Origin of the sequence: Bartonella sp. TS82HLJMH (assembly GCF_042193495.1) — a bacterium.
Classification (GTDB): domain Bacteria; phylum Pseudomonadota; class Alphaproteobacteria; order Rhizobiales; family Rhizobiaceae; genus Bartonella; species Bartonella grahamii.
In genome coordinates, this window is the sequence record NZ_JBHILU010000002.1 from 191215 (window position 1) to 212499 (window position 21285).

The 21285-nt window shown below is 36.4% G+C and carries 16 protein-coding genes; 4 read left to right on the forward strand and 12 right to left on the reverse strand.

All coding sequences use genetic code 11. From position 1 onward, the window contains the following. The first annotated feature begins 101 nt into the window (after positions 1-101). Positions 102-992 carry a metallophosphoesterase family protein gene (locus tag ACFIKO_RS01735; RefSeq protein ID WP_375619345.1) on the forward strand — a complete coding sequence of 297 codons (891 nt, stop codon included), beginning with the start codon at positions 102-104 and terminating at the stop codon, positions 990-992. A 1448-nt stretch (positions 993-2440) separates the two neighbouring features. On the opposite strand, the gene ACFIKO_RS01740 is transcribed toward ACFIKO_RS01735, so the two are convergent. The 12 genes from ACFIKO_RS01740 to ACFIKO_RS01795 all read right to left on the reverse strand — a co-directional run bounded on the left by ACFIKO_RS01740 (position 2441) and on the right by ACFIKO_RS01795 (position 17379). Further along, complete coding sequence (locus tag ACFIKO_RS01740; protein ID WP_375619344.1) at positions 2441-3259, reverse strand: outer membrane protein; 819 nt, start codon at positions 3257-3259, stop codon at positions 2441-2443. Between the two features lie 687 nt (positions 3260-3946). Further along, the gene (locus ACFIKO_RS01745) at positions 3947-6892 is read right to left on the reverse strand and encodes a bifunctional [glutamine synthetase] adenylyltransferase/[glutamine synthetase]-adenylyl-L-tyrosine phosphorylase (protein ID WP_375673125.1); all 2946 of its coding nucleotides are present in this window, start codon (positions 6890-6892) and stop codon (positions 3947-3949) included. Between the two features lie 77 nt (positions 6893-6969). After that, positions 6970-8352, reverse strand: coding sequence for a HAMP domain-containing sensor histidine kinase (locus ACFIKO_RS01750; protein WP_012754869.1), 1383 nt, complete (start codon positions 8350-8352; stop codon positions 6970-6972). After that, on the reverse strand, positions 8349-9035 hold the full coding sequence (locus ACFIKO_RS01755; RefSeq protein WP_012754868.1) for a response regulator transcription factor: 687 nt from the start codon (positions 9033-9035) through the stop codon (positions 8349-8351). Before ACFIKO_RS01755 ends, ACFIKO_RS01750 begins: the two co-directional genes overlap by 4 nt. A gap of 72 nt (positions 9036-9107) precedes the next feature. Then, entirely contained in the window at positions 9108-10619 is a 1512-nt protein-coding gene (locus ACFIKO_RS01760; protein ID WP_375673126.1) for a Do family serine endopeptidase, read from the reverse strand. Positions 10620-10805: 186 nt separating this feature from the next. Next, positions 10806-11258, reverse strand: a complete 453-nt coding sequence (locus ACFIKO_RS01765; RefSeq protein WP_375673127.1) for a cytochrome c-type biogenesis protein CcmH — start codon at positions 11256-11258, stop codon at positions 10806-10808. Position 11259: 1 nt separating this feature from the next. Continuing rightward, positions 11260-13239, reverse strand: coding sequence for a heme lyase CcmF/NrfE family subunit (locus ACFIKO_RS01770; protein ID WP_375673128.1), 1980 nt, complete (start codon positions 13237-13239; stop codon positions 11260-11262). A gap of 7 nt (positions 13240-13246) precedes the next feature. Continuing rightward, on the reverse strand, positions 13247-13726 hold the full coding sequence (gene ccmE / locus ACFIKO_RS01775; protein WP_375673129.1) for a cytochrome c maturation protein CcmE: 480 nt from the start codon (positions 13724-13726) through the stop codon (positions 13247-13249). A gap of 291 nt (positions 13727-14017) precedes the next feature. Further along, positions 14018-14791 carry a tetratricopeptide repeat protein gene (locus ACFIKO_RS01780; protein WP_375673130.1) on the reverse strand — a complete coding sequence of 258 codons (774 nt, stop codon included), beginning with the start codon at positions 14789-14791 and terminating at the stop codon, positions 14018-14020. Between the two features lie 246 nt (positions 14792-15037). Continuing rightward, positions 15038-16456, reverse strand: coding sequence for an ATP-binding protein (locus tag ACFIKO_RS01785; protein WP_375673131.1), 1419 nt, complete (start codon positions 16454-16456; stop codon positions 15038-15040). After that, the gene (locus tag ACFIKO_RS01790; protein ID WP_375673132.1) at positions 16456-17121 is read right to left on the reverse strand and encodes a response regulator transcription factor; all 666 of its coding nucleotides are present in this window, start codon (positions 17119-17121) and stop codon (positions 16456-16458) included. The genes ACFIKO_RS01785 and ACFIKO_RS01790 overlap by 1 nt, the downstream gene beginning before the upstream one ends. A 21-nt stretch (positions 17122-17142) precedes the next feature. Continuing rightward, on the reverse strand, positions 17143-17379 hold the full coding sequence (locus ACFIKO_RS01795) for a hypothetical protein (protein ID WP_375673133.1): 237 nt from the start codon (positions 17377-17379) through the stop codon (positions 17143-17145). A gap of 339 nt (positions 17380-17718) precedes the next feature. On the opposite strand from ACFIKO_RS01795, the gene ACFIKO_RS01800 reads away from it, so the two are divergent. Genes ACFIKO_RS01800 through ACFIKO_RS01810 form a run of 3 tightly spaced genes read left to right on the forward strand, consistent with a single transcriptional unit; the run spans position 17719 to position 21015 of the window. Continuing rightward, positions 17719-19869 (forward strand): transglycosylase domain-containing protein, encoded by a 2151-nt coding sequence (locus ACFIKO_RS01800; protein ID WP_375619334.1) that lies wholly within the window; start codon positions 17719-17721, stop codon positions 19867-19869. A 17-nt stretch (positions 19870-19886) separates the two neighbouring features. Beyond that, on the forward strand, positions 19887-20483 hold the full coding sequence (locus ACFIKO_RS01805) for a DUF1214 domain-containing protein (RefSeq protein WP_375619467.1): 597 nt from the start codon (positions 19887-19889) through the stop codon (positions 20481-20483). Beyond that, positions 20476-21015: a hypothetical protein gene (locus ACFIKO_RS01810; RefSeq protein WP_375619333.1), complete on the forward strand. Its 540-nt coding sequence runs from the start codon at positions 20476-20478 to the stop codon at positions 21013-21015. The genes ACFIKO_RS01805 and ACFIKO_RS01810 overlap by 8 nt, the downstream gene beginning before the upstream one ends. Positions 21016-21285 lie beyond the last annotated feature (270 nt).

Below are 21285 nucleotides of genomic sequence, written 5' to 3' on the forward strand. Positions count from 1 at the left end.
TTTCAACAAGCTATTTTTCATTTTACAATCCTTCTTGCCTTTAAGTATCAACTTATCTTATGTTTATTCTCTAAATTATTTTTAATACTCTACGAGCTTTTATGTTTTATCTTGCCCATATATCGGATGTACATCTTTCCCCTCTCCCGCAACCTTCCCTTTTTGAACTTTCTGGAAAGCGTCTTACCGGTTATCTGAATTGGCAAAGAAAACGTAAGAGTCAAATGGTAACAAATGTCCTAGAAACTTTAATAGATGCCTTGAACAAAAAAAAACCTGATCATCTTGTGATCTCTGGTGATCTTGTGAATCTTGCTCTAGATAAGGAATTTGAACAAGCACATCGTTGGCTGCTTAACTTAGGACAACCTCAAGATATTTCCTTGACATTTGGAAATCATGACGCCTATGTCCGCGGTGCTTTTCAAAAAGCATGTACTCTTTTTAAACCTTGGATCACAGGTGACGTTCCTCAAAAAAGCGCCGTTCTTTTTCCTTATATGCGCATTCGCAAAAATGTCGCCATCATAGCAACTTCTTCAGCCATCGCGACACCACCTTTTCAAGCTTCTGGTTACTTTGGTAAAATGCAAGCGCAAACTTTACCGCTCTTTTTAAAGGAAGCAGCACAGCGTAACCTTTTTCGTGTCGTCATGATTCACCATCCCCCCTTTCCCAAGGCAACATCTTGGCATAAAAAACTACGAGATATAAAACGTTTTCTAGACGTTATCAAATCTCACGGTTGCGAACTTATTCTTCACGGACATACTCATTTACCCACATTGAATTACATTGAAGGACCAATTAAAAAAATTCCTATTGTTGGTGTTCCTTCCGCATCGCAAGCTTTTGGTGATAAAAAACCACCCGCAGGCTTTAATTTATTTTCCATTGAACGCTTACAAAATCAATGGCACTGCCAATTGCAACGTTATAGCATTATCAACCCCCAAAACGAGATTTCATGTACTGAAACAATTAATCTTTAAACACCTTCATAGTTGCCAAAACAACAAAAAACAAAAATATTTTTATTTCATATCCCTTTGGAAATCATAATTCTTATTTCCCTTTTTCTCCTTAAAAGACAAAGTTTCACTTTCTCTATAGATAAATCAATTTCTCTCAGAGAATTCCATCTGCTACCCCACTTATGTGACTGGCTTTACAAACTCATTGGTTTACTTCCTTCCCGTCCTAAAGGACGAAAAATTCTACCACACCTGATTTATAAATAATCCAGATTCTTGTCGCACGGGTTCCACCTGCTAATTGTGTATGTGATTTACTTCACAAAGCTCTACACACAAATCCTGCCTTGAATTTCATCATACACTCCTCCAAAAGCATCTAATGCGTAAAATCCTTATACCGCTACAGTGATGATATTTTATAGAATAATAGAGACGCTCACTCAGCTTCTATACCTGAAAATCAATGACTAAAAAATCCCAATAATAACTAAAGTATATAATTTCAATAACCCAACCTATTTGTAATTCATAAACAAACGATGCTGATTGATTTATCGTAAATAGATTTGAAGTTATTCCCTCCTATTTCACTCGATATTTATTATCGTACATTTACAATATTTATAAAAAATAATAGATTCTATTTCGATAACAAGCATAGGTAATAATGTTTTTTGTACCTCGATAAATTTCTAATTTGCTATCTATTTTTCCTATAAATTACTTTATAATAATATTTATAATTATTTTATTACTATAAATTATTATTTATAATATCACATAAAATATCTAATAATAATAAAAATTATAATATTAATTTTCATTATTATTGAGTTATATTGCGGATGTAATTTTACGTAATTTAGAATTTTTTTGCGATTTTTTTGTTATTAAATAAAATATTTTACGATAACGAAAAACAGAAAAGTCGATTGTATGAAAGGTATTTCAAATAAAACAAAACGCCATTAAGTTGCCAATTCATGTGTTTGCTAAAAAAAGCATCTTTTAAAGCACCCAAATCCATTTCCCCACGACACCTATGAATGACGTAATGATAAGTCCATTTAGTAGCACCATCTTTACATTTATGAAAAAACAAACCAGTATCAAATCTCACACTTCACTACCCCCCAATCTAGCGACAGCCTTTGGCACTTGAGATGGTTCATAAGAGGCATTTTTATTCTTTCTTTAATGTTTTTTATCTCACGGCTCTCCCTCCTTTGACGTACAAAAAACATGGTTTTGATTGGTTCAACACGGTATAGGTTTAAAATGAGAAAATCTTATGATACTTGGGGCTCTCACTCAACATGAAAAAGTAAATTATATTTACAAATCAAAGTATTGTTCGAATAAAATAGTAGCTCTTTTGAGTAAAGGATATTTTCCAGCACATATCTAAACAATAAAAGCCTCATTCGAAAATGAGACTTTTGAATTTTTAATTCTGCAAAAAATTAAAATTTATAAGCTACACCCACGCGGAAATCATTTGTCTTGTAGCCTATTTCAAATTTATCATGCACGAACTTCTTTTTACCAAAATCTGAATAACGGTATTCTGCACGCACAATAACATTATCAGTCATTGCAAAATCAACACCACCTCCGAGGGTGTAACCAATCATGGTCTTTTTTTCATCATGTAACCAATCAGAAAAATTAACTGCTCTGTTGTTGCTATCAGCAACTAACCCAAAAATATTCTGAAGCTGCGTATAAGCAATCCCTCCAGAAACATAAGGCATCACACGCTCAATCGCAAAACCAACTTTTACCCGCGTAGCACCAGCCCATTTTTGTTTTAAAGTATGGCGTACAGATTCAATAGGTATTGTCGAATCCTCCTCATGAGAATCTCTTGTTAGATTTGTTTCTTCTGAAGAAGCTTCTTCAGTTTGACTTTTTTTTGGTCGATTAATATCTTTTGTACTCTTTTTATCAGACCACATAATATCCGTATCAATACCTATAATAAAACCATTATCGATATCAATATTGGAACCTGCATAAACTCCCCCTATAAAACCAGAAAGTTTAGGTAAATCCTCCTTTCCAATTGGATTCCATATCCCCGTCTTATCTTTTAAATAACTTGCAGTTGTTTTACCTGAAAAGCTACCAATCTGTCCTCCAAGATAAAATCCTGTCCAAGAAAAAGCAGGAACTGCAATAACAGGAACAGGCTGTTCAGGAGTAACGATATCTGCCGCCTGTACTACAGAAATTGAAATTAAAGAAAAGATAGATGTTGAGACTAAATACTTTGTAATCATAATTGCTCCCTTAAAAGCTAATGTGATACATAAATATTAGTAAATCGTTTCACATTTTTTTTTAAAAATCTATAGCAAAAATGACACATTTACAAAAAAAATAAAAGTAGTTTTAATAAATAATATTATAAAAAAATTTAAATATGCTTTATATTTCCATTAATTGTTACATTTATATTTTATAGCTTTATATTAAGCATTATTATCCAGAATTATACAAATAATTATAATGTCAATTTTTTGAAAAAATGAGATATGTAATCAATAAAGCTTTTTGTCATATTGATTTCAATATTTTGGTATTATTAGTGTAATGAGACATAATTTCTATAAGTTTTTATATAAATCTGTACGATAAAAACACCCTTGCATATATTCTTGTGTTGAATATCTCTTAATTCATAAATGTATCTGATATACAGCTGCTTAATAAAAGCCCCATATGCTTTTATCATACACATGAAATAAGGCTCATAAAGAATATCATTCACTAAACTAGTCACACCTCGCTTTTTGTATAAAGAATGGCACCTAGAATAGCACATTTAACAGAGAAATTTTTTCATCACACTTGAGAAACTAGTAGAGAACTTCACTCTAACCCTCTCAAGCGTGTAATGAAATAAAAGACAAAAATTAATATATAAAAATCGAATTAATAATTTTTATTATTCTTATAGAATTATTTCAATGTTTCATGATTTTTTTAAAAACTGAACAGACCAATTGCCCAGTTTCTGCAATTAATTTTTCAACACGAAGCAAATCAGGTTCCCCAACATTATTTAATAAAAGGTCACTTAATCCAGGTGGCATATCATTGGGATCAAGAGAATCATTTAAACAAAGCCGTATAATTTGACTCAAATTTGTATAAAGACGATAGGCATAATGTAAATCAGCAATACACGACTGATTAAGAAAACTATTTGGTAAGTGATCTAAAATATCAGCTGTTGTTGCTCCAATTTGAAACTCAATGACATGCGTAATAAGAGAAAATTGAGCAATAAACTCCAAATCCATAATGCCACCAGACATCGTTTTTAAATCCCATTGATTTTTTGGCGGCTTTTCTTTTGCAATCAAGGAACGCATTTCACATACTTCTTTTGCAACTTCCTTCTTATCACGAGAAATAGCAATAATTGCACACACTTCATTTTCTAGCTTTTGTAAAAAATCAGGATCCCCTGCAATGCCTCGAGCCCTTGTTAAAGCAAGATATTCCCATATCCATGCTTCTTGGCGATAATACTTTTTAAAAAATGGAAAAGAAACAGCAACAGGTCCTTTATTACCTAACGGCCGTAACCTTAAATCAACGACATAAAGAACACCTTGGCTTGTAAGAGTGGATAAAGCCGAAATGAGGCGCTGTGCTAAACGCGTATAATATTGAGAGATATAAAGAGGCTTTTCTCCATCAGATATTTCTGCATCATCATCGTGTTCATAAAGTAAAACGAGGTCAACATCAGAATCTGCCGTTAATTCGCGACTTCCAAGCTTCCCCATACCCAATATGCCAACACGCCCCCCTTTAATATTACCATGAAGACGAGAAAATTCCTCTTGAACGGCAGCAAATGTTTTTGTAATCATAAGATCAGCAAGCGCAGTAAAAGCAAAACCCGCTTTTTCTCCTGTAATTGCACCATTCAAAATTCGAATACCAATTAAAAAACGTTGTTCATCTGCAAAAATTCTTAAATGGTCGAGAATTTCCTCATAAGGAAGAATATTTTCAAGAAAATATTCAAGCCGTTTTTCTAAATACGTTTTTGTTGGTAATTCTGAAAGAATATTCGGATCTAACATTCCATCAAAAACATGGGATCTGCGTGTAATAATTTCTGCAAGACGTGGAGCAGCACCCATAATAAGGACAAGCATATCCAAAAGAGAGGGATTAGACTGCAAAAGACTAAAAAGCTGAATTCCTGAAGGTAAGCCCTGTAAAAAACTATCAAAACGCAACATCGCCTCATCAGCTCGTTTTGTCCCACCAAAAGCTTTCAAAAGAGCTGGCGTTAATTCCGTTAATCTCTCGCGTGCTTCAGCTGATTGCGTTGCTTTATAACGACCACAATGGAGAGTACGCATAATACGACAAATATCACTTGCTCTTTCAAAGCCTAAACGGCTTAACGTTATTAATGTCTCCGGATCATCTTCTTCACCTGTAAAAACTAAATTACCAATTTCTAAACCAAGTTCTTGCTCATTCTCAAACAGTGCTGCATAATGTTTTTCAACAACCTGAAGTGTTTTTAATAAATCACGGATAAAACTGCTACTGTCTTGATAACCCATTAAATAGGCAACACTCGTGAATTGAGCAATATCATTTGGAAGAAGGTGTGTTTGTTCATCGAAAAGCATCTGAATACGATGTTCCACATTTCGAAGAAAAGCATAACTTTTTATAAGGCTATTTCTTGTTTTCTCACTAATCCAACCAAGCGTGTGAAGTTCTGCTAACATTGCAACTGTCTGACGTCCACGTAATTGAGGAAAACGCCCACCGGCAATGAGCTGTTGTGTCTGCACAAAAAACTCAATCTCACGAATACCACCACGACCTAACTTTATATTATGCCCATAAGCTGCAATTTGACCGTAATTTTTATGCGCATGAATTTGACGTTTGATCGAATGAATATCAGCAATAGCAGCGTAATCTAAATATTTCCGCCACACATAGGGAAAAAGCTCTTTAAGAAAGTTAAAACCTGCCCTCTTGTCGCCAGCAACTGGACGTGCTTTAATCATGGCTGCTCGTTCCCAATTTTGCCCACGCCCTTCGTAATACCGCAAAGCAGTCCTTACTGGTAAGGCCAAAGGGGTTGATCCTGGATCTGGACGAAGCCGAAAATCAAGACGAAAAACATATCCTTCCGCAGTGCGTTCTTGAATGATACGGATTAATCGGCGTACCATTTTAGAAAATACGTCAACACTTTCAGAAAGATTACCAATATGAGGTGATGTTTCATCAATGAAAACAATAAGATCAATATCAGAAGAATAATTAAGTTCCTCTGCTCCTAATTTTCCCATCCCTAAAATAATTAAACCACAGTCTTTTTCTGGATTCTCACGGCTTAATAAATTGATCTTACCATGATCATGCGCTTCTCTTAATAGAAAACGCAGCGCTACACTTAATGCTGCTTCGCCCAAACGTGTCAACCAAACACATGAAACTTCGTAAGTAAAAACACCACTCAAATCAGCTAAAGCAATGAGAACATGCGCTTCTCGTTTTTTGCGCCTTAAAGCAGCCATCAATGAAGTTTCATTTATAGTTTCATCCTTATCAATAGCCGTAATATCATCTATAATTTCGCTCAGCCTTGTTTCTATATCAACATTTAATAAAGCACTAAGATATGATGGATTGGCAATTAAAACCTCACGCAAAAAAGGAGATAAGGTTATAACTGAACTGATAAAATCAATCTGCGTTCCACTCTCTGAAATAAGGGAAAGAAGCGATTTTAAACCTTCTTTCCTTGCTTGTTCTTCCATGTCTTTTAACCATTGGGAACCACTTTTATCGAGAGGGCATAAAGGGAGAAGCTGTGTTTTTAAAAAAGCTTGTTTCGTCTGCGCTCCCTTGAAAAGCATTTTGCCTTCCTTTCTATTGCTTTATACTTTTAAAATAGTTGTTACGTATGAAAAGGGAAAAGTGAAGAAAAATATCTTTAAGGAAATAACAAAACAGCCCTAAGCCCTGGATTTGCATTTTCAAGTAACAATTCACCCCCATGAAGCTTCATAACGGCTTTTGCTATACTTAAACCAATCCCAAACCCAGGTTGTGTGCGGCTTTCTTCAAGACGAACAAATCGTTCTGTCACTTTTTCAAGTTTATCCTCTGCTATTCCTGGTCCATTATCGCTCACAACAACTAATAAATGTTCATCACGATATTCCATTGATAAGCAAACCTCCGCTTTCCTTTCACCTTTAGACGCATATTTAATGGCATTATCTATAAGGTTAAAAATTGATTGTGCAACAAGCTCACGATTTAACTTAAGCTCTTTATCAAATATATTCCCCAACCGAAGTAAAACACCTGACTCTTCAGCAAAAGGTTCGTAAATCTCAACAGCATCTTCAAGGATCAGTTTCATATTCATCATTTCAAGATGCTCAATTGCACTGCTGGCCTCAATACGTGAAATCATTAAAATTGCATTGAACGTACAAATAAGTTGATCTGATTCTGCAATAACCCTATCAAGGACCTGACGATATTCAAGCTTTGTCTTATTTCCTGAAAGCGCCTCTTCAGCGCGATTTCTAAGACGCGTTAACGGCGTTTTCAAATCATGAGCAATATTATCTGATACTTGACGTAAACCAATATTTAACTCTTCAATGCGGTCTAACATAACATTAAGATTAGTTGACAATCGATCAAACTCATCCCCCACTCCAGAAACAGGTAAACGCCCACTGAAATCACCATCCATCAGGCGCTGTGATGCAGCCGTTACATGATCAATCCTTTGTAAAGCTCTCCTGCCAACAAAAAACCATATGAGTAAAGCGCCTCCAACCATTGCAGCAAGTGCAATGATCACAGCTTTACGAATAACCACTGCAAAACGTTCTGGCTCATCCAAATCGCGTCCTATAAGAATCTTCATAGCATTAGGTAAATCAACAATAACCGCCAAAGCGCGATGTTCACTTGTTTTGCCATGTTCTCCAAAACGAGAATACAAAAAAGAGGTAGAAATAAAACCACTCTGATTCAAAAGACCTAATTCAATACGTGCTACATTTCCTGCTAAAATACGCCCCATAGAATCCGTGACAAGATAAAGAAATGCTCCTGGTTGTCTTGAACGATAATCAATAGTGCGCATTAATAAGGATAATCCCCCATAATTATAAGCATTTTCAATATACTTTAATTCTTCATGTAAAGCCTGTTCAGTTTGCTCTGTTAACAATGAAGCAGAAAATGCCGTCATATAAATAGAAAGTCCTGTTGCCACCAAGCCAAACAATAAAATGTAAAGTGCTGAAAGCCTTAGCGCCGTCGTGCGCATTATATTAATCAAACGATTCATGCTTTGTTATCTGGTGCTTTCAGCATATATCCAGCTCCACGCACGGTATGGAGAAGGGGAACATCAAAATCTTTTTCAATTTTGGCTCTCAAACGGGAGATATGGACATCAATAACATTCGTTTGTGGATCAAAATGGTAATCCCAAACATTTTCCAAAAGCATAGTGCGTGTAACAACCTGCCCCGCATAGCGCATCAAATATTCGAGTAAACGAAACTCTCGTGGTTGCAATAAGATGTTTCTATCACCCCGTTTTACCGTATGTGCTAACCGATCAAGTTCAAGATTACCTACACAATAAACAGTTTCTGCTTCTTTAGGATTTTTCCGCCGTTGTAAAACTTCAACACGCGCAAGAAGTTCAGAAAAAGCATAAGGCTTTGTCAAATAATCATCTCCCCCTGCACGCAACCCCGTTACACGATCATTAACTTGCCCTAAAGCCGACAGGATAAGAACCGGTGTTTCATTGCCTTTAGCGCGCAATTCAGCAATAATAGAAAGACCATCACGATGCAAAAGCATTCGGTCAACAACCATAACGTCATAATTTTCCGTGGTCGCTAAAGCGTATCCCGTATCCCCATCATAAGCAACATCAACAGAATGCCCTACTTCCAAAAAAGCCTTTTCGAGATAATGCCCCGTCTCATGATCATCTTCAATAACGAGTATCTTCATAAAACGTATCTCCATTATTTTATTATGTTGTAGGACAAACATTTAATAAACATTTGTCCTACAACTAAAGCCTTATTTTTTCAAAATTGGAAGAGCAACAAAACGATTTTGATCATTTGTTCGCACTTGTAAGAGTATAGCCTTTCGTCCTAACTGCTGAGCATTTTTGATTGTGCTAACAATATCAGAGACTTTTTTAACTGGTTTATTATTTACTGTCACAATGGTATCACCAGGGCGTATCCCTTTATCTGCAGCATCTGAATCGGTATCGACATCCGTTACGACAACCCCTACACCATCATCAGAAGGTATAACAATCAGACCATAATCTTCCAATGTTTCATCTAAATCACCCCGTTCATTTGAATGTTTTGAAGCCTCTTTCTTACTTTCATCTTCAGACATTGAAGCGAGTTTAACCTTGATACTTTCCTCCTTACCTGATCTCCAAATCCCTATGGTTACCGTTTCTCCTGGTTTAATATTTGCAATACGTTTCGCCAACTCACGCGCATCAGCAACCTTTTCATTATTCACTGAAATAATTACATCACCCGCTTTAATACCAGCCTTTTCTGCCGGTCCTTTTAACGGATCAGTGACCAAAGCACCTTTGGCTTCTTTTAAACCTATTGAATCGGAAATCTCCTTTGTTACTGGCTGAATCTGAACACCTAACCAACCACGTTGAACTGAACCTTTTTCAATAAGTTGTTGTACAACCTGTTTTACAGTCGCTGCCGGAATAGCAAAAGCAATCCCAACATTTCCTCCAGAAGGAGAAAAAATTGCTGTATTAACCCCAACAACCTTTCCATTCAGATCAAATGTTGGACCACCAGAGTTTCCTCTATTAACAGCAGCATCAATCTGAATAAAATCATCGTACACACCAGTGCCAATATCACGTCCACGTGCAGAAACAATACCTGCTGTCACAGTTCCACCAAGGCCAAATGGATTCCCAATGGCAACAACCCAATCCCCAACACGAAGCTTTGAATCATCACCAAAATCAACATAGGAAAATTTTCTTTTATCACTCACTTTTAATACAGCAAGGTCGGTTTTGGGGTCTTTCCCAATAAGCTTTGCGTTCAATTCTGTACCATCATCAAGAACAACAGTATAACTTGTTCCGTCAGAAATCACATGGTCATTGGTTACAATGTAACCATCAGACGAAATAAAAAAACCCGATCCAAAAGCAATAGGACGGAGTCTCCGTGATTGGTGGGAAAATTTATTTTTAGGTTTATCAAAATCATAAAACTCTTTAAAAAATCTTTTCAAAGGATGCTGATCTGGTAATTGATCAAGTCCTGGACCACTAAAAAAGTTGCTAAAGAACCTATCTTCTTTCTTTTTATTGCTCTTTACTTGTACTGCTACAACGGCTGGTTTCACTTGAGCAACAATATCGGCAAATCCCTGTTGTTGCATTAACGAAGTAAATACAGAACTTGCATGAGCCTTTGTCATCCACAAGCTTGATGTACATCCACTAAAAAACAGTGCACTTTCCAATATCGCAGAAAAACTCACTGCGACAAACGTTTTAAAGAAAGCCTTTTTAACCATTTACTCTATGCTCCTATTCAATCATACCTTTATTCCAATTGCGATCACTTATAAAATACTAGACCTTACCGTTTTCTGTCTAAATTATTAAAGTTTTGTAAGGTTTCAGTATACCCTAATATAATTATAATAAGATTGTATGCTCACTGCAGATGAGCCGATTTTTTCTTTTATGTAACATCTTTTTTAATGCAATGGCATTTTTGACTGTTCTTTTTCATTCAGATAACTCATTATTTTCTCATGATTATTCCGTTTTAAGTGGAAAAATATGATATTTGCGCCAATGATAATAATGATCAAAGGCGAAAACCATAAAAACCAAGTTATTTTATTCAATGGTGGTTTCAAGAGAATAAATTCACCATATCGCTCAACAAGAAAGTCAGTGACTTGCTGATTACTGTAGCCCATTTTTAGCCTTTCCCGAATTAAAAGCCGTAAATCACGTGCTAGAGCAGCATCTGAATCATCAATTGATTGATTTTGACAAACCGGACAACGTAAATGTGATGAAATATGGCGTGCTCGCGCTTCAAGAATCTTATCCTTTAAAATCTCATCTGGCTCTACTGCTATTGCTAATCGAAAAGGAAACGTTGCAATTAAAAAAAATAAAATCCAAAGAATTTTTTTCATCTTAATGTCTTTTCCAAAAATTTAAAGCAAGCAGTACCCTATTGTACATGCCAATGCGAAACCAATACCCCAGAAGAGAAAGACATCCGCCTACAGCCATCATGAATACCCCTAACCAAATACATATTACATAAGGCTTCCACCATATGTGTACAACAAGACCCCGATTATCGGTATGTCCTGGTACAATATATAGCTGCGATAAGCCATAATTTTGAAGACCAACTTCTGTTGTTGATGTATTTTGGCTTGAATAAAATCGCTTTGAGGCTGTTACATGACCCACAATATTTTTATTTTCATATATTTTAAAATAAAATTCCATTGCCGAATAATTCGAACCAACACCATCATACACTGCATCAAAATGAAGCGTTTTATCTGCTATCGTCACCCTATCCCCTACGTTCATGATTAAAATACGTTCTTGCCCAAAACTTGCCACACAAACAATACCAAATAATGTAACACCTAATCCCATATGTGCTATTGCTGCACCAAAAGTAGACCATGGCAATCCAAGAAATCTCTTAACGCGTACTGAAAAAGCTCTCTTGCCATATCCACTCTTTCCCCATAGATCCGCTAAACTGCCTAAAAAAACAAATGCTGAAAGCCCAATCCCTAAAACTGCAAAAATATCACGCAAAGATGTCGCATAAAATATTATAAAACAGACGATGCCAACCAATACAAAAACAAACCATAACCGTTCAAAAACTGCAAGAAAATCACCGCGTTTCCATGCCATCATTGTCCCAAACGGAACAAACAACAACAGCAAAACCATTAGCGGTCCACAGGTAAGGTTAAAAAAAGCAGCCCCTACAGAAATTTTTTGTCCTGTTAATATCTCAATAAAATAAGGATAAAGCGTACCAATCAATACTGTTGCTGTTATTGTTGTAAGTAACAAGTTATTTAAAACAATAAACCCTTCACGTGAAATTGGTTGAAAAAAATTTCCTGTTTTTAAAATAGGAGTGCGCAAAGCAAAAAGAAGAAAAGCCGCTCCCGTAAAAAAAAATAAAAGCGCAAGAATTGCTTGCCCCCGTACTGGATCAACAGCAAAACTATGAACAGAAACTAAAAGCCCCGAACGCACAAGAAAAGTTCCCATCAGAGAAAGGGAAAAAGTAAGCAGCGCTAAAAACAAAGTCCAACTTTTCAATATTTCTCGTTTTTCGAGAACAAGAGCAGAATGTAAAAGAGCCGTTCCTGAAAGCCAAGGCATAAACGAAACATTTTCAACAGGATCCCAAAACCAATAGCCCCCCCATCCTAGCTCATAATAAGCCCAATAGGAGCCAACCATAATACCCAATGTCAAAAAACACCAAGAAAGTAAAAGCCATGGACGAATCCCACGTGCCCAAATTCTATCAACATGTCCCATAATCAATGCCGCAACGGCAAAAGAAAAACAAAGTGAAAAACCAACATAACCTAAATAAAGTAGCGGTGGATGAATTGCTAATGCGATATCTTGTAAAAGAGGATTGAGACCATTTCCCTGTAATGCTGGTGGATTCACACGTAAAAATGGATTGGATACAAAAAGAATAAATAAAAGAAAAGCACTTGTAATCCAACTTTGGCAAATTAAAACAAGCGTCTTAAAATCTTCTGGAAAATGTTGGCTAAAAAAAGCCATCAATGCACTAAAAAAAGCAAGACTTAAAACCCATAACAACATAGAGCCTTCGTGGTTGCCCCAAACACCTGTAATTTTATAGAGCATCGGTTTTTCTGAATGAGAATTCTCAACAACGTTCAAAACAGAAAAATCAGATACGACATAAGCATAAATTATCACTAAAAAAGATAAAAGCAGTAATGTAAAAGTGATATATGTTAGAGGAACAGCTGTTTGCATTAACAAACGCTCTCTCCACCAAACACCTAAAGCAGGTAAGAACGCCCCTAATAAGCTTACTGAAAATGCTGCAGCTAAAAAAATATGACCCAGTTCGACAAGCACAATCGAATTATTTCTCCATACCGTAATGTTTTTTCAAACGATCAGCTGTTTCTTTAGGCATATAAGTTTCATCATGTTTTGCTAAAATACGTGTCCCTATAAAAAAACCCTGTTTATCGAAATGCCCTTCTACAATCACCCCCTGACCTTCACGAAAAAGATCTGGTAAGGCACCGTTGAAAACCACTTTTTCATGTTTTTTGTTATCCGTTACAAAAAAAATAACGCCTCTCTCTCCAACATATTGAATAGTTCCCTTTTCAACAAAGCCACCCAAACGCAAAGGGCGCCCTGTTAAAATATCTTCTCTTGTAATTTCAGAGGGCATTCTAAAAAAACTGACCGCATGACGCATTGCATACACTATGAGACTTGCTGCAATTGTCATAACCAAACAACATAATAATATGATCAGTAAGCGCTTTTTTTTTCGCTGCTCTAAAATAACCTTCAACGAACCAGAATTCTTTAAAAATTGACTTTTCATAGACACTCTACGAAAAAAATTTAAATATGTTATAATAAGTATCAATATTTTATTTTTTAATAGCTTTACACATCTTCTACAGAGGTGCAACTTTTTATCCAATACCTCACTTTGCTAACAAGCTTATCAATACCTTTTTTAGTTTTTCCACCAATTTTTATTTAACCTATAACCACTTATATCGCGCTCTTTACATTCTTCATTTCTATTCCTCAATCTTCTTCACAAACACCTACTTCTAAAATGATCGCTTCTCTTGTCTTTCTAAACAGCTTTTCTCTTTATATTTCATCATCTCAATTGGCGATGATTGCTTTTCTTTGTATGCTCACTCGATAAATCACGTAACTGAATCATCATTTTTTTTACACGTAATTGCCCTGAAAAATTTTCAGGCATTGTATCAAGAAAGCTTTGTAAAAATTGCGCTGCCTGCGCAGTTTTTCCTGCTTGATGCAATGCATCGGCCAACAATAAACGTGGATAAAAATCTGTTGGCGCTAAATCTGCTGCTTTTTGAAAAGCATTTTGTGCTTCTTGTGTTATCACTCCCCCTTCATAACCAACCAATGCTAAACCATATCCTACAAGCCTCGGAGCTGTTTCTCCATTCAAACGAAGTGCGTCTAAATAAGTATTCACAGCCTCTTGAAAAAGGCTTTCTTCGAGATACCCTACCGCTAACGCATCTGCTAGCTTGCCATCATGAGGTGCACGGAAAAAAAGCACTTGTAAACGAATAAGCTTTTCTTGCTTACTAAGAGTTTTAGGATCCTTATCCATTAATTCGCTAAAAAAATAACTTTTCACTTCTGGATTGCCTGTAAGACCATAAATATTCCATGTCATAAGAAGAACAAATAAAACACTTAAATCCTTAAGAACATTTCTTTTTTTATAATGCATATAAAGTTTGTTAAACTCAATCGTATGCTTATGACTTCTATAATCATCTACGGTTTGAACTTTCCATTCTTTCTTTATCTCATCGTCAAAACGTAGTGAAAGAAAAAGAATACTTGCCAGAAAAGTCAGAAAAAATGCTGCAAAAATTAATAAGAGCATATCATTTTTTTCCAATACGAACAGAGAATGACTCGCTTACATTTTACCCTCTTCATGAGAAGAGTGATGTGAATTGATAAAAATTCATTTTTTCATGGAAAATATTATAAAATCTATTGTCCATTTTTCTTATATATATCAATTAAACAAAGAAACTAAAAACAGTGTTTCCCTACTCTTTATGTATTATCTGAAAATACTGCTTTACAAACTTTATAGACATTTCTTGCTTAAGGAGAAAATATGTTATTCTCCCATCTTAGGTAATAAAACTTTTGCATACAACCCACCCAAATCAGAACGTGATAAAAAGAGCTTGCCACCATATTCACTGACCATATCTGAAACAATTGCTAGCCCTAAGCCTGCCCCTAGTTTACTTTCATTAAACCGCCGCCCTCTTTTTAATGCTTCCTCCATTTTGTCTTCTGTTAAACCAGGACCATCATCTTCTACAAAGATACTAAAATATTCTGTTTCTTCAACATTTTCTTCTAAACAACAAGAGATCAAAACCTTTGCTCGAGACCACTGAGTAGCATTTTCAATCAAATTCCCTATAATTTCTTCTAAATCTTCCTTCTCTCCAGAAAAAACAATATCATCAACATCCATAATAAATTGAATTTGTTTTGCAGGATTAAGCTTTTTCATAACCCGCACCAAACGTTCAAGCACACTGCGAACAGACGTATGGTAGACAATACTATCGCATTGTGCTGCAATCCGCGCACGCTGAAGATAATGATTGATTTGAGCTTTCATTATTTGCGTTTGCTCTCTCAACAAACAAGCCTTTTCTCCGCGCATCTTATCTGTCTCATTCATAATCACGGATAGAGGCGTCTTCAATGAATGCGCGAGATTACCAACCTGTGTGCGAAATCGCTCAATAATACGCTGATTATTATTAATGAGAGCATTCATCTCTTGTACAAGCGGCATCACTTCGCTTACTAAATCCGTATTCACATAGTGAACTTTTCCTTCGCGAATATCACTCAATGCGCGTCGAATAAGCTTCAACGGTTGAAAACTAAAGAAAATAACAGCAATATTAATAAGGACGCTCCCAATACCGAAACTCCAAAGAAAAATTTGCAAAGTTCGCTTAAATTCCTTTACTTGGGCATGGGCTTCATCGATATTCCCAACAAGCCGAAAACGTGCAATATGATTTTTACTATCAAGAACAACATCACTCTCAATCACTTGTAGCTTTTGACCATTGTTTCCCTTTATCCGATAAGAGCGAAAGAATTTATTGTCAAAAGGTATATCAACATCACTTGGTGTAAATATCTCGCCTGCTCCCAATGAGGGGGATGTCAATCTTCCTTTTAAATTATGGGATATCGCAACAACTTCCCAATACCATCCTGTTGTTGGGTCAGAATAACGAATATCATCAATCCCAGCCCCTCCTCTCAAAGTACCTTCCGATGACACCGTCACTGTTGCAATAAGACTGTAGAGTTGAGCAGAAAGGATACGCTCTAGGCTTTGTTCAGTTGAACGTTTATAAAATAAAATACTTACTGCAGAAATCGATAAAAGAGAAATAACAACCCATAATGTTGATAAAACCATAACACGTAAACTGAGAGATCGAGTAATTACAAAAAAGAACCTCCTACACCAATTATTCTCTTCCAAAATATTCATTAATCACCTAGCGTTCTCACGCGATACCCCATTCCTCGAATAGTTTCAATCAAATCCACTCCAAGCTTTTTCCGTAACCGACCTACAAAGACTTCCACCGTATTCGAGTCCTTATCAAAATCCTGATCATAAAGATGTTCAGTAAGCTCTGTTCTTGAAATGACCCTGTCACAATGATGCATGAGATACGAAAGCAGTCTGAATTCATAAGATGTTAGTTTAATCAACTGACTATCCACAAAAACACGAGACGTCTTCGTATCCAACAAAACATTTCCGCAACATAATACACTTGTCGCATGTCCCGTAGCGCGACGAATTAATGCTCGTAAACGCGCCATCACTTCCTCCAAATGAAATGGCTTCACAACATAATCGTCAGCCCCAGCATCAATACCGTGCACCTTATCAGACCAACGGTCTCGCGCCGTTAGCATTAAAACAGGCATGGAGTGCCCTTCTTGACGCCATTTTTCAACAACACGAATACCATCAATATACGGTAAACCTATATCAAGTATCACCGCGTCGTAAGACTCTGTGCTCCCTAAAAAATAAGCCTCTTCACCATCGAAAGCACTATCGGAAACATATCCTGCACGTCTTACAGCTTCTGCTAATTGATGATGAAGATTCCGATCATCTTCAACGATTAAGATACGCATCACAACACCATCTGCCAAAAACTAATCAGCAGGAACAAAAAACTCAACACGACGTAACTTTTCACCATTACGGGCTGGTACAACAATCACAATTGCACACATGCCCTTTCCATCCTGAATAACTGGGTTTGAACGAACGAGAACCCCGCTCTCTTGCGCGGCAACCTTCTTACCTACTTCAGCGCACCCAGAAGCTAGAACAGAATCTACTCCTAAAAAAGCTGCTATTATTACGAACAAGAAATTTTTTTTCATCATAAATATTTCAATAACCCACCTCTTCTCTTCCTTGATAAAGGATAAAAGAAATAATGGTTTTTGGAGTCGATTTAAAAATCACAAATGGAAATAATTTATCCTCTATCTTACAGACGAACGCATTAACATTACTCTAAATTAAAAAAAACTCAAAACAAAATATTTTTAATAATGAGAATAAAATTTATTAGATAAAATCTTAATACACTATCTTACGAAAAATGAATAATTCTAAAATAAACTCTTTCTTTGTTAGCACTATAGCAAAAAAATACTTCTACTCCATATAATTATTGTAGATTTGTTTGGTTGTATTTCTTTGCCATAGGCTCTCTTTAAATGTTTGATTTTTTTAAAAAAAAGAAAAGGCAACACCGTAAGCCATTTCACAGTCCTGCTCTCATTGAATTAGACGCACGATTAGATACAGCGCTTTATCACATTCGTTCTGCTAACAGTTTTTTCTGGAAAAAGGCAAAAATCATCTCACAAAATTTTCATCTTCAAGGATGGAAACGTTTTATCGTTGAAGTTCTCGATGAAATACTGACATTAGGGTTGATGGGATTTACTCTTTTCACTATTTTGGGCATTTCTGTTTTTGAACTGACCAAAACAGATTGGTCTTCTCCTAAAAACTTTTCCATTCTTTTTCTAGATCGCTATGGAAATTCCATTGGGCACCGTGGTGCACTGCCGGCGATCTCTGTCCCCGTTGAAGAAATGCCTGACACTGTCATTAAAGCGGTTCTTGCTACAGAAGACCGTCGTTTTTTCGATCATTGGGGTATTGATTTTCAAGGACTTACACGGGCAATTTCACAAAATATGCAAGCTAAAGGTGTAGTGCAAGGTGGTTCAACTCTCACACAACAATTGGCTAAAAATTTATTCTTAACAAACGAGAGAACCATAACACGTAAAATCAAAGAAGCTTATCTTGCTCTTTGGCTAGAAGCAAATTTTAGCAAAAAACAGATTTTGCAACTTTATCTTGACCGCGCCTATATGGGAGGAAACAATTTTGGTATTGCAGCAGCTGCAAAATTTTATTTTGGAAAAAACATACGTCATGTATCTTTAAGTGAATCTGCTATGTTAGCAGGACTCTTTAAAGCTCCAACAAAATATGCTCCTCATAGTCATCTCTTTGCTGCTCAAACACGTGCCAATGTGGTCCTTTCTAATCTTGTTAATAGTGGTTTTATGACGAAGAGCCAGATTATCAATGCGCATCGCCACCCTGCTAGGGCACTTCCCCAAATAGAAAATAATCAGGCTGATTATTTTCTTGATTGGGCATTCGAGGAAGTCAAAAAAATGCGTAATCAACTTCCAAGCCATAGTTTAATTATTCAAACGACCCTTGATCCGAATATTCAAAAAGCAGCAGAAGAATCAATTGCATATCATTTACATCAATATGGTCAACAATATCGCGTAACACAAGCTGCCACTGTTATACTTGATAATAACGGTGCCATATGCGCAATTGTTGGGGGACTAGATTATAAAAAAAGCCAATTTAACAGAGCAACACAAGGCGGACGGCAAACTGGTTCTTCATTCAAACCCTATGTTTACGCAACCGCACTGGAACACGGGCTGTCTCCCTCAACAATTGTTTTAGATGCTCCCATCAATTGGGGGGGGTGGACACCAAAAAATAATTCTGGTCGTTATTTGGGGAAAATTGATTTAGCAACAGCTTTAGCTTTTTCCATTAATACAGTCCCTGTGTATCTCACCTATCAATATCTTCACCGCGATACCCAACCCATTATAGATCTCATCAAGAATATGGGGATTAACGCGCATATTTTATCACACAAAACGATGGTTCTTGGCACTTCCAACATGACCCCCATGGATCAAGCAACTGGCTTTAATGTCTTTGCGAATGGCGGGATAGCTGGTAATCGGCACGGGTTCACGCAAATCAGAACAATCGATGGACATGTGATATGGGATTTCGAGCATAACGGAAATAAGTTACACCGAGTTCTCAGCAGACAATCAGCTGCCTATATGAACCAAATGATGGTGGGTGTCACAACACGAGGGTCTGGTAAGCGTGCTGCTCTGCCTATGACTCTTGTCGCTGGGAAAACTGGAACATCACAATCCTATCGTGATGCTTGGTTTGTTGGCTTTACAGGCAATTATACTGGAGCAGTATGGATGGGAAATGATAACTTTTCACCGATGAATCGTGCTTTTGGGGGTGGAGTTCCTGCCATGATATGGCATCGCATCATGCTTGCTGCACACCAAAATATTATGCTCAAACAACTCTATGGTGTTAAAGATTCTCTTCTTCCTTATCATCCCCCAATACTTTCCTCCCATGTAGATTCTGAATTTTTTTCCCCAACACCCTCTACGCTTTCTCCTGAAACATTGAATATTGTGCGATTGATTAACAAAGATCTGAAAAAACCATCTGCAATTTCGTTGAAGATGAAAACAACTGGAGATTCAACATTTTGAATTCAAAATATTCTATGATGTTTTTTAATATCACCATTTTCTTTTTTATCTTCGCTTTTTCCATTTTATGTGGAAAACTGAGTGTCGATTACGTGCTCAATTCCTTTCATCATTTTGGACTCTTTAGAATTGGAAAATGGAATGCTTATCCACAAATGGGAACCGCCAATATGGATCCTTATACCCGCGCCCACACCGCTAAACGAGGCATAGTTTCACTCGGACGCACTGAAGGTCTTCAATTCCAGATTTGGCAAGACAACCAAGGGCGTCCACTCCACCCCCACTGTCATTATTTGCTCAAAGGCACCATCCCTGAAACCCGTCTTTTTACCCTTTATACAGCTAACAAGTCCCTTAAACCCTATACTTCATCGAAAGAAATACCTTTTGAACTCCACACTGACAATATTATCTATGAGCATGATGGCTCATTGCGCATCAATATTTCACCTACACCGCAAGCCGGCAATTGGCTTGCAACAGTTAGTCAAAAAGAATTCGGGCTTATCCTTACCTTATACGATACCTCAATCATCTCTGCAACGGCATTACAAAAGCTTACAATGCCCTCAATAGAACAAATTCCATCAGGACAAATAAATTGTGACTAGATTCATTTATATCGCACTTCTTGCAATCATTGGCGCTATTATCGTTCATATTTTCGTTCTCTTTCTAATCCCCTATTGGGCACAAGATAATATATGGACAGCACTTAAAAAATCCGGCGCCCCTTATCAATTTGTTGCTTTTACTCCCGATAATCCTATTCAACAATCTGCTGATCCACTCTTTCTTCTTAAAGTCTGCAGATTTAATCTTGAAAATGGACCTATTCATTTAAGAGCTTTGAAAACACGACAATTTTGGTCATTAGCAGCTTACACACACAACGGAATTATTTTCTATAGCCTTAATGACCGAACAGCCCCTGATAATACACTCGATCTTATTATTGGAAAACCAATACAAATAATAGAACTCAAAAAATCAAAACCTAAAAAAAATGCCAATTCAGTTTTGGTTGCTAAAAATTTGAATGAAGGTTTTGTCATTTTACGTATTTTTGCCCCTTTTTCACTTGCAAAAAAGGAAAGTGAAGCTTTCCTTTCATCTGCGACCTGCCGCATATTTTATGAATAAAAACGGACTAACCTCTCATTTGGACAACATCTTACTTTCTATACAAAATAAACGAAGCCTCTCAAAATGGTTATCTTTTTTCTCTATTAATCGAATATTCAAATTCAGGTTTGTCTGATTGTATATCCCTAAATTTTTATTGAGGTAGAATGAAATCTCTATTGCACATCATCATATCCTATTTGATACGCATTATCTGACAGAAAAAACTCCCCGCAATCAGAAGAGAAAAATCAAAATTCTAAATAAATATGCTACTAACAACCGTAA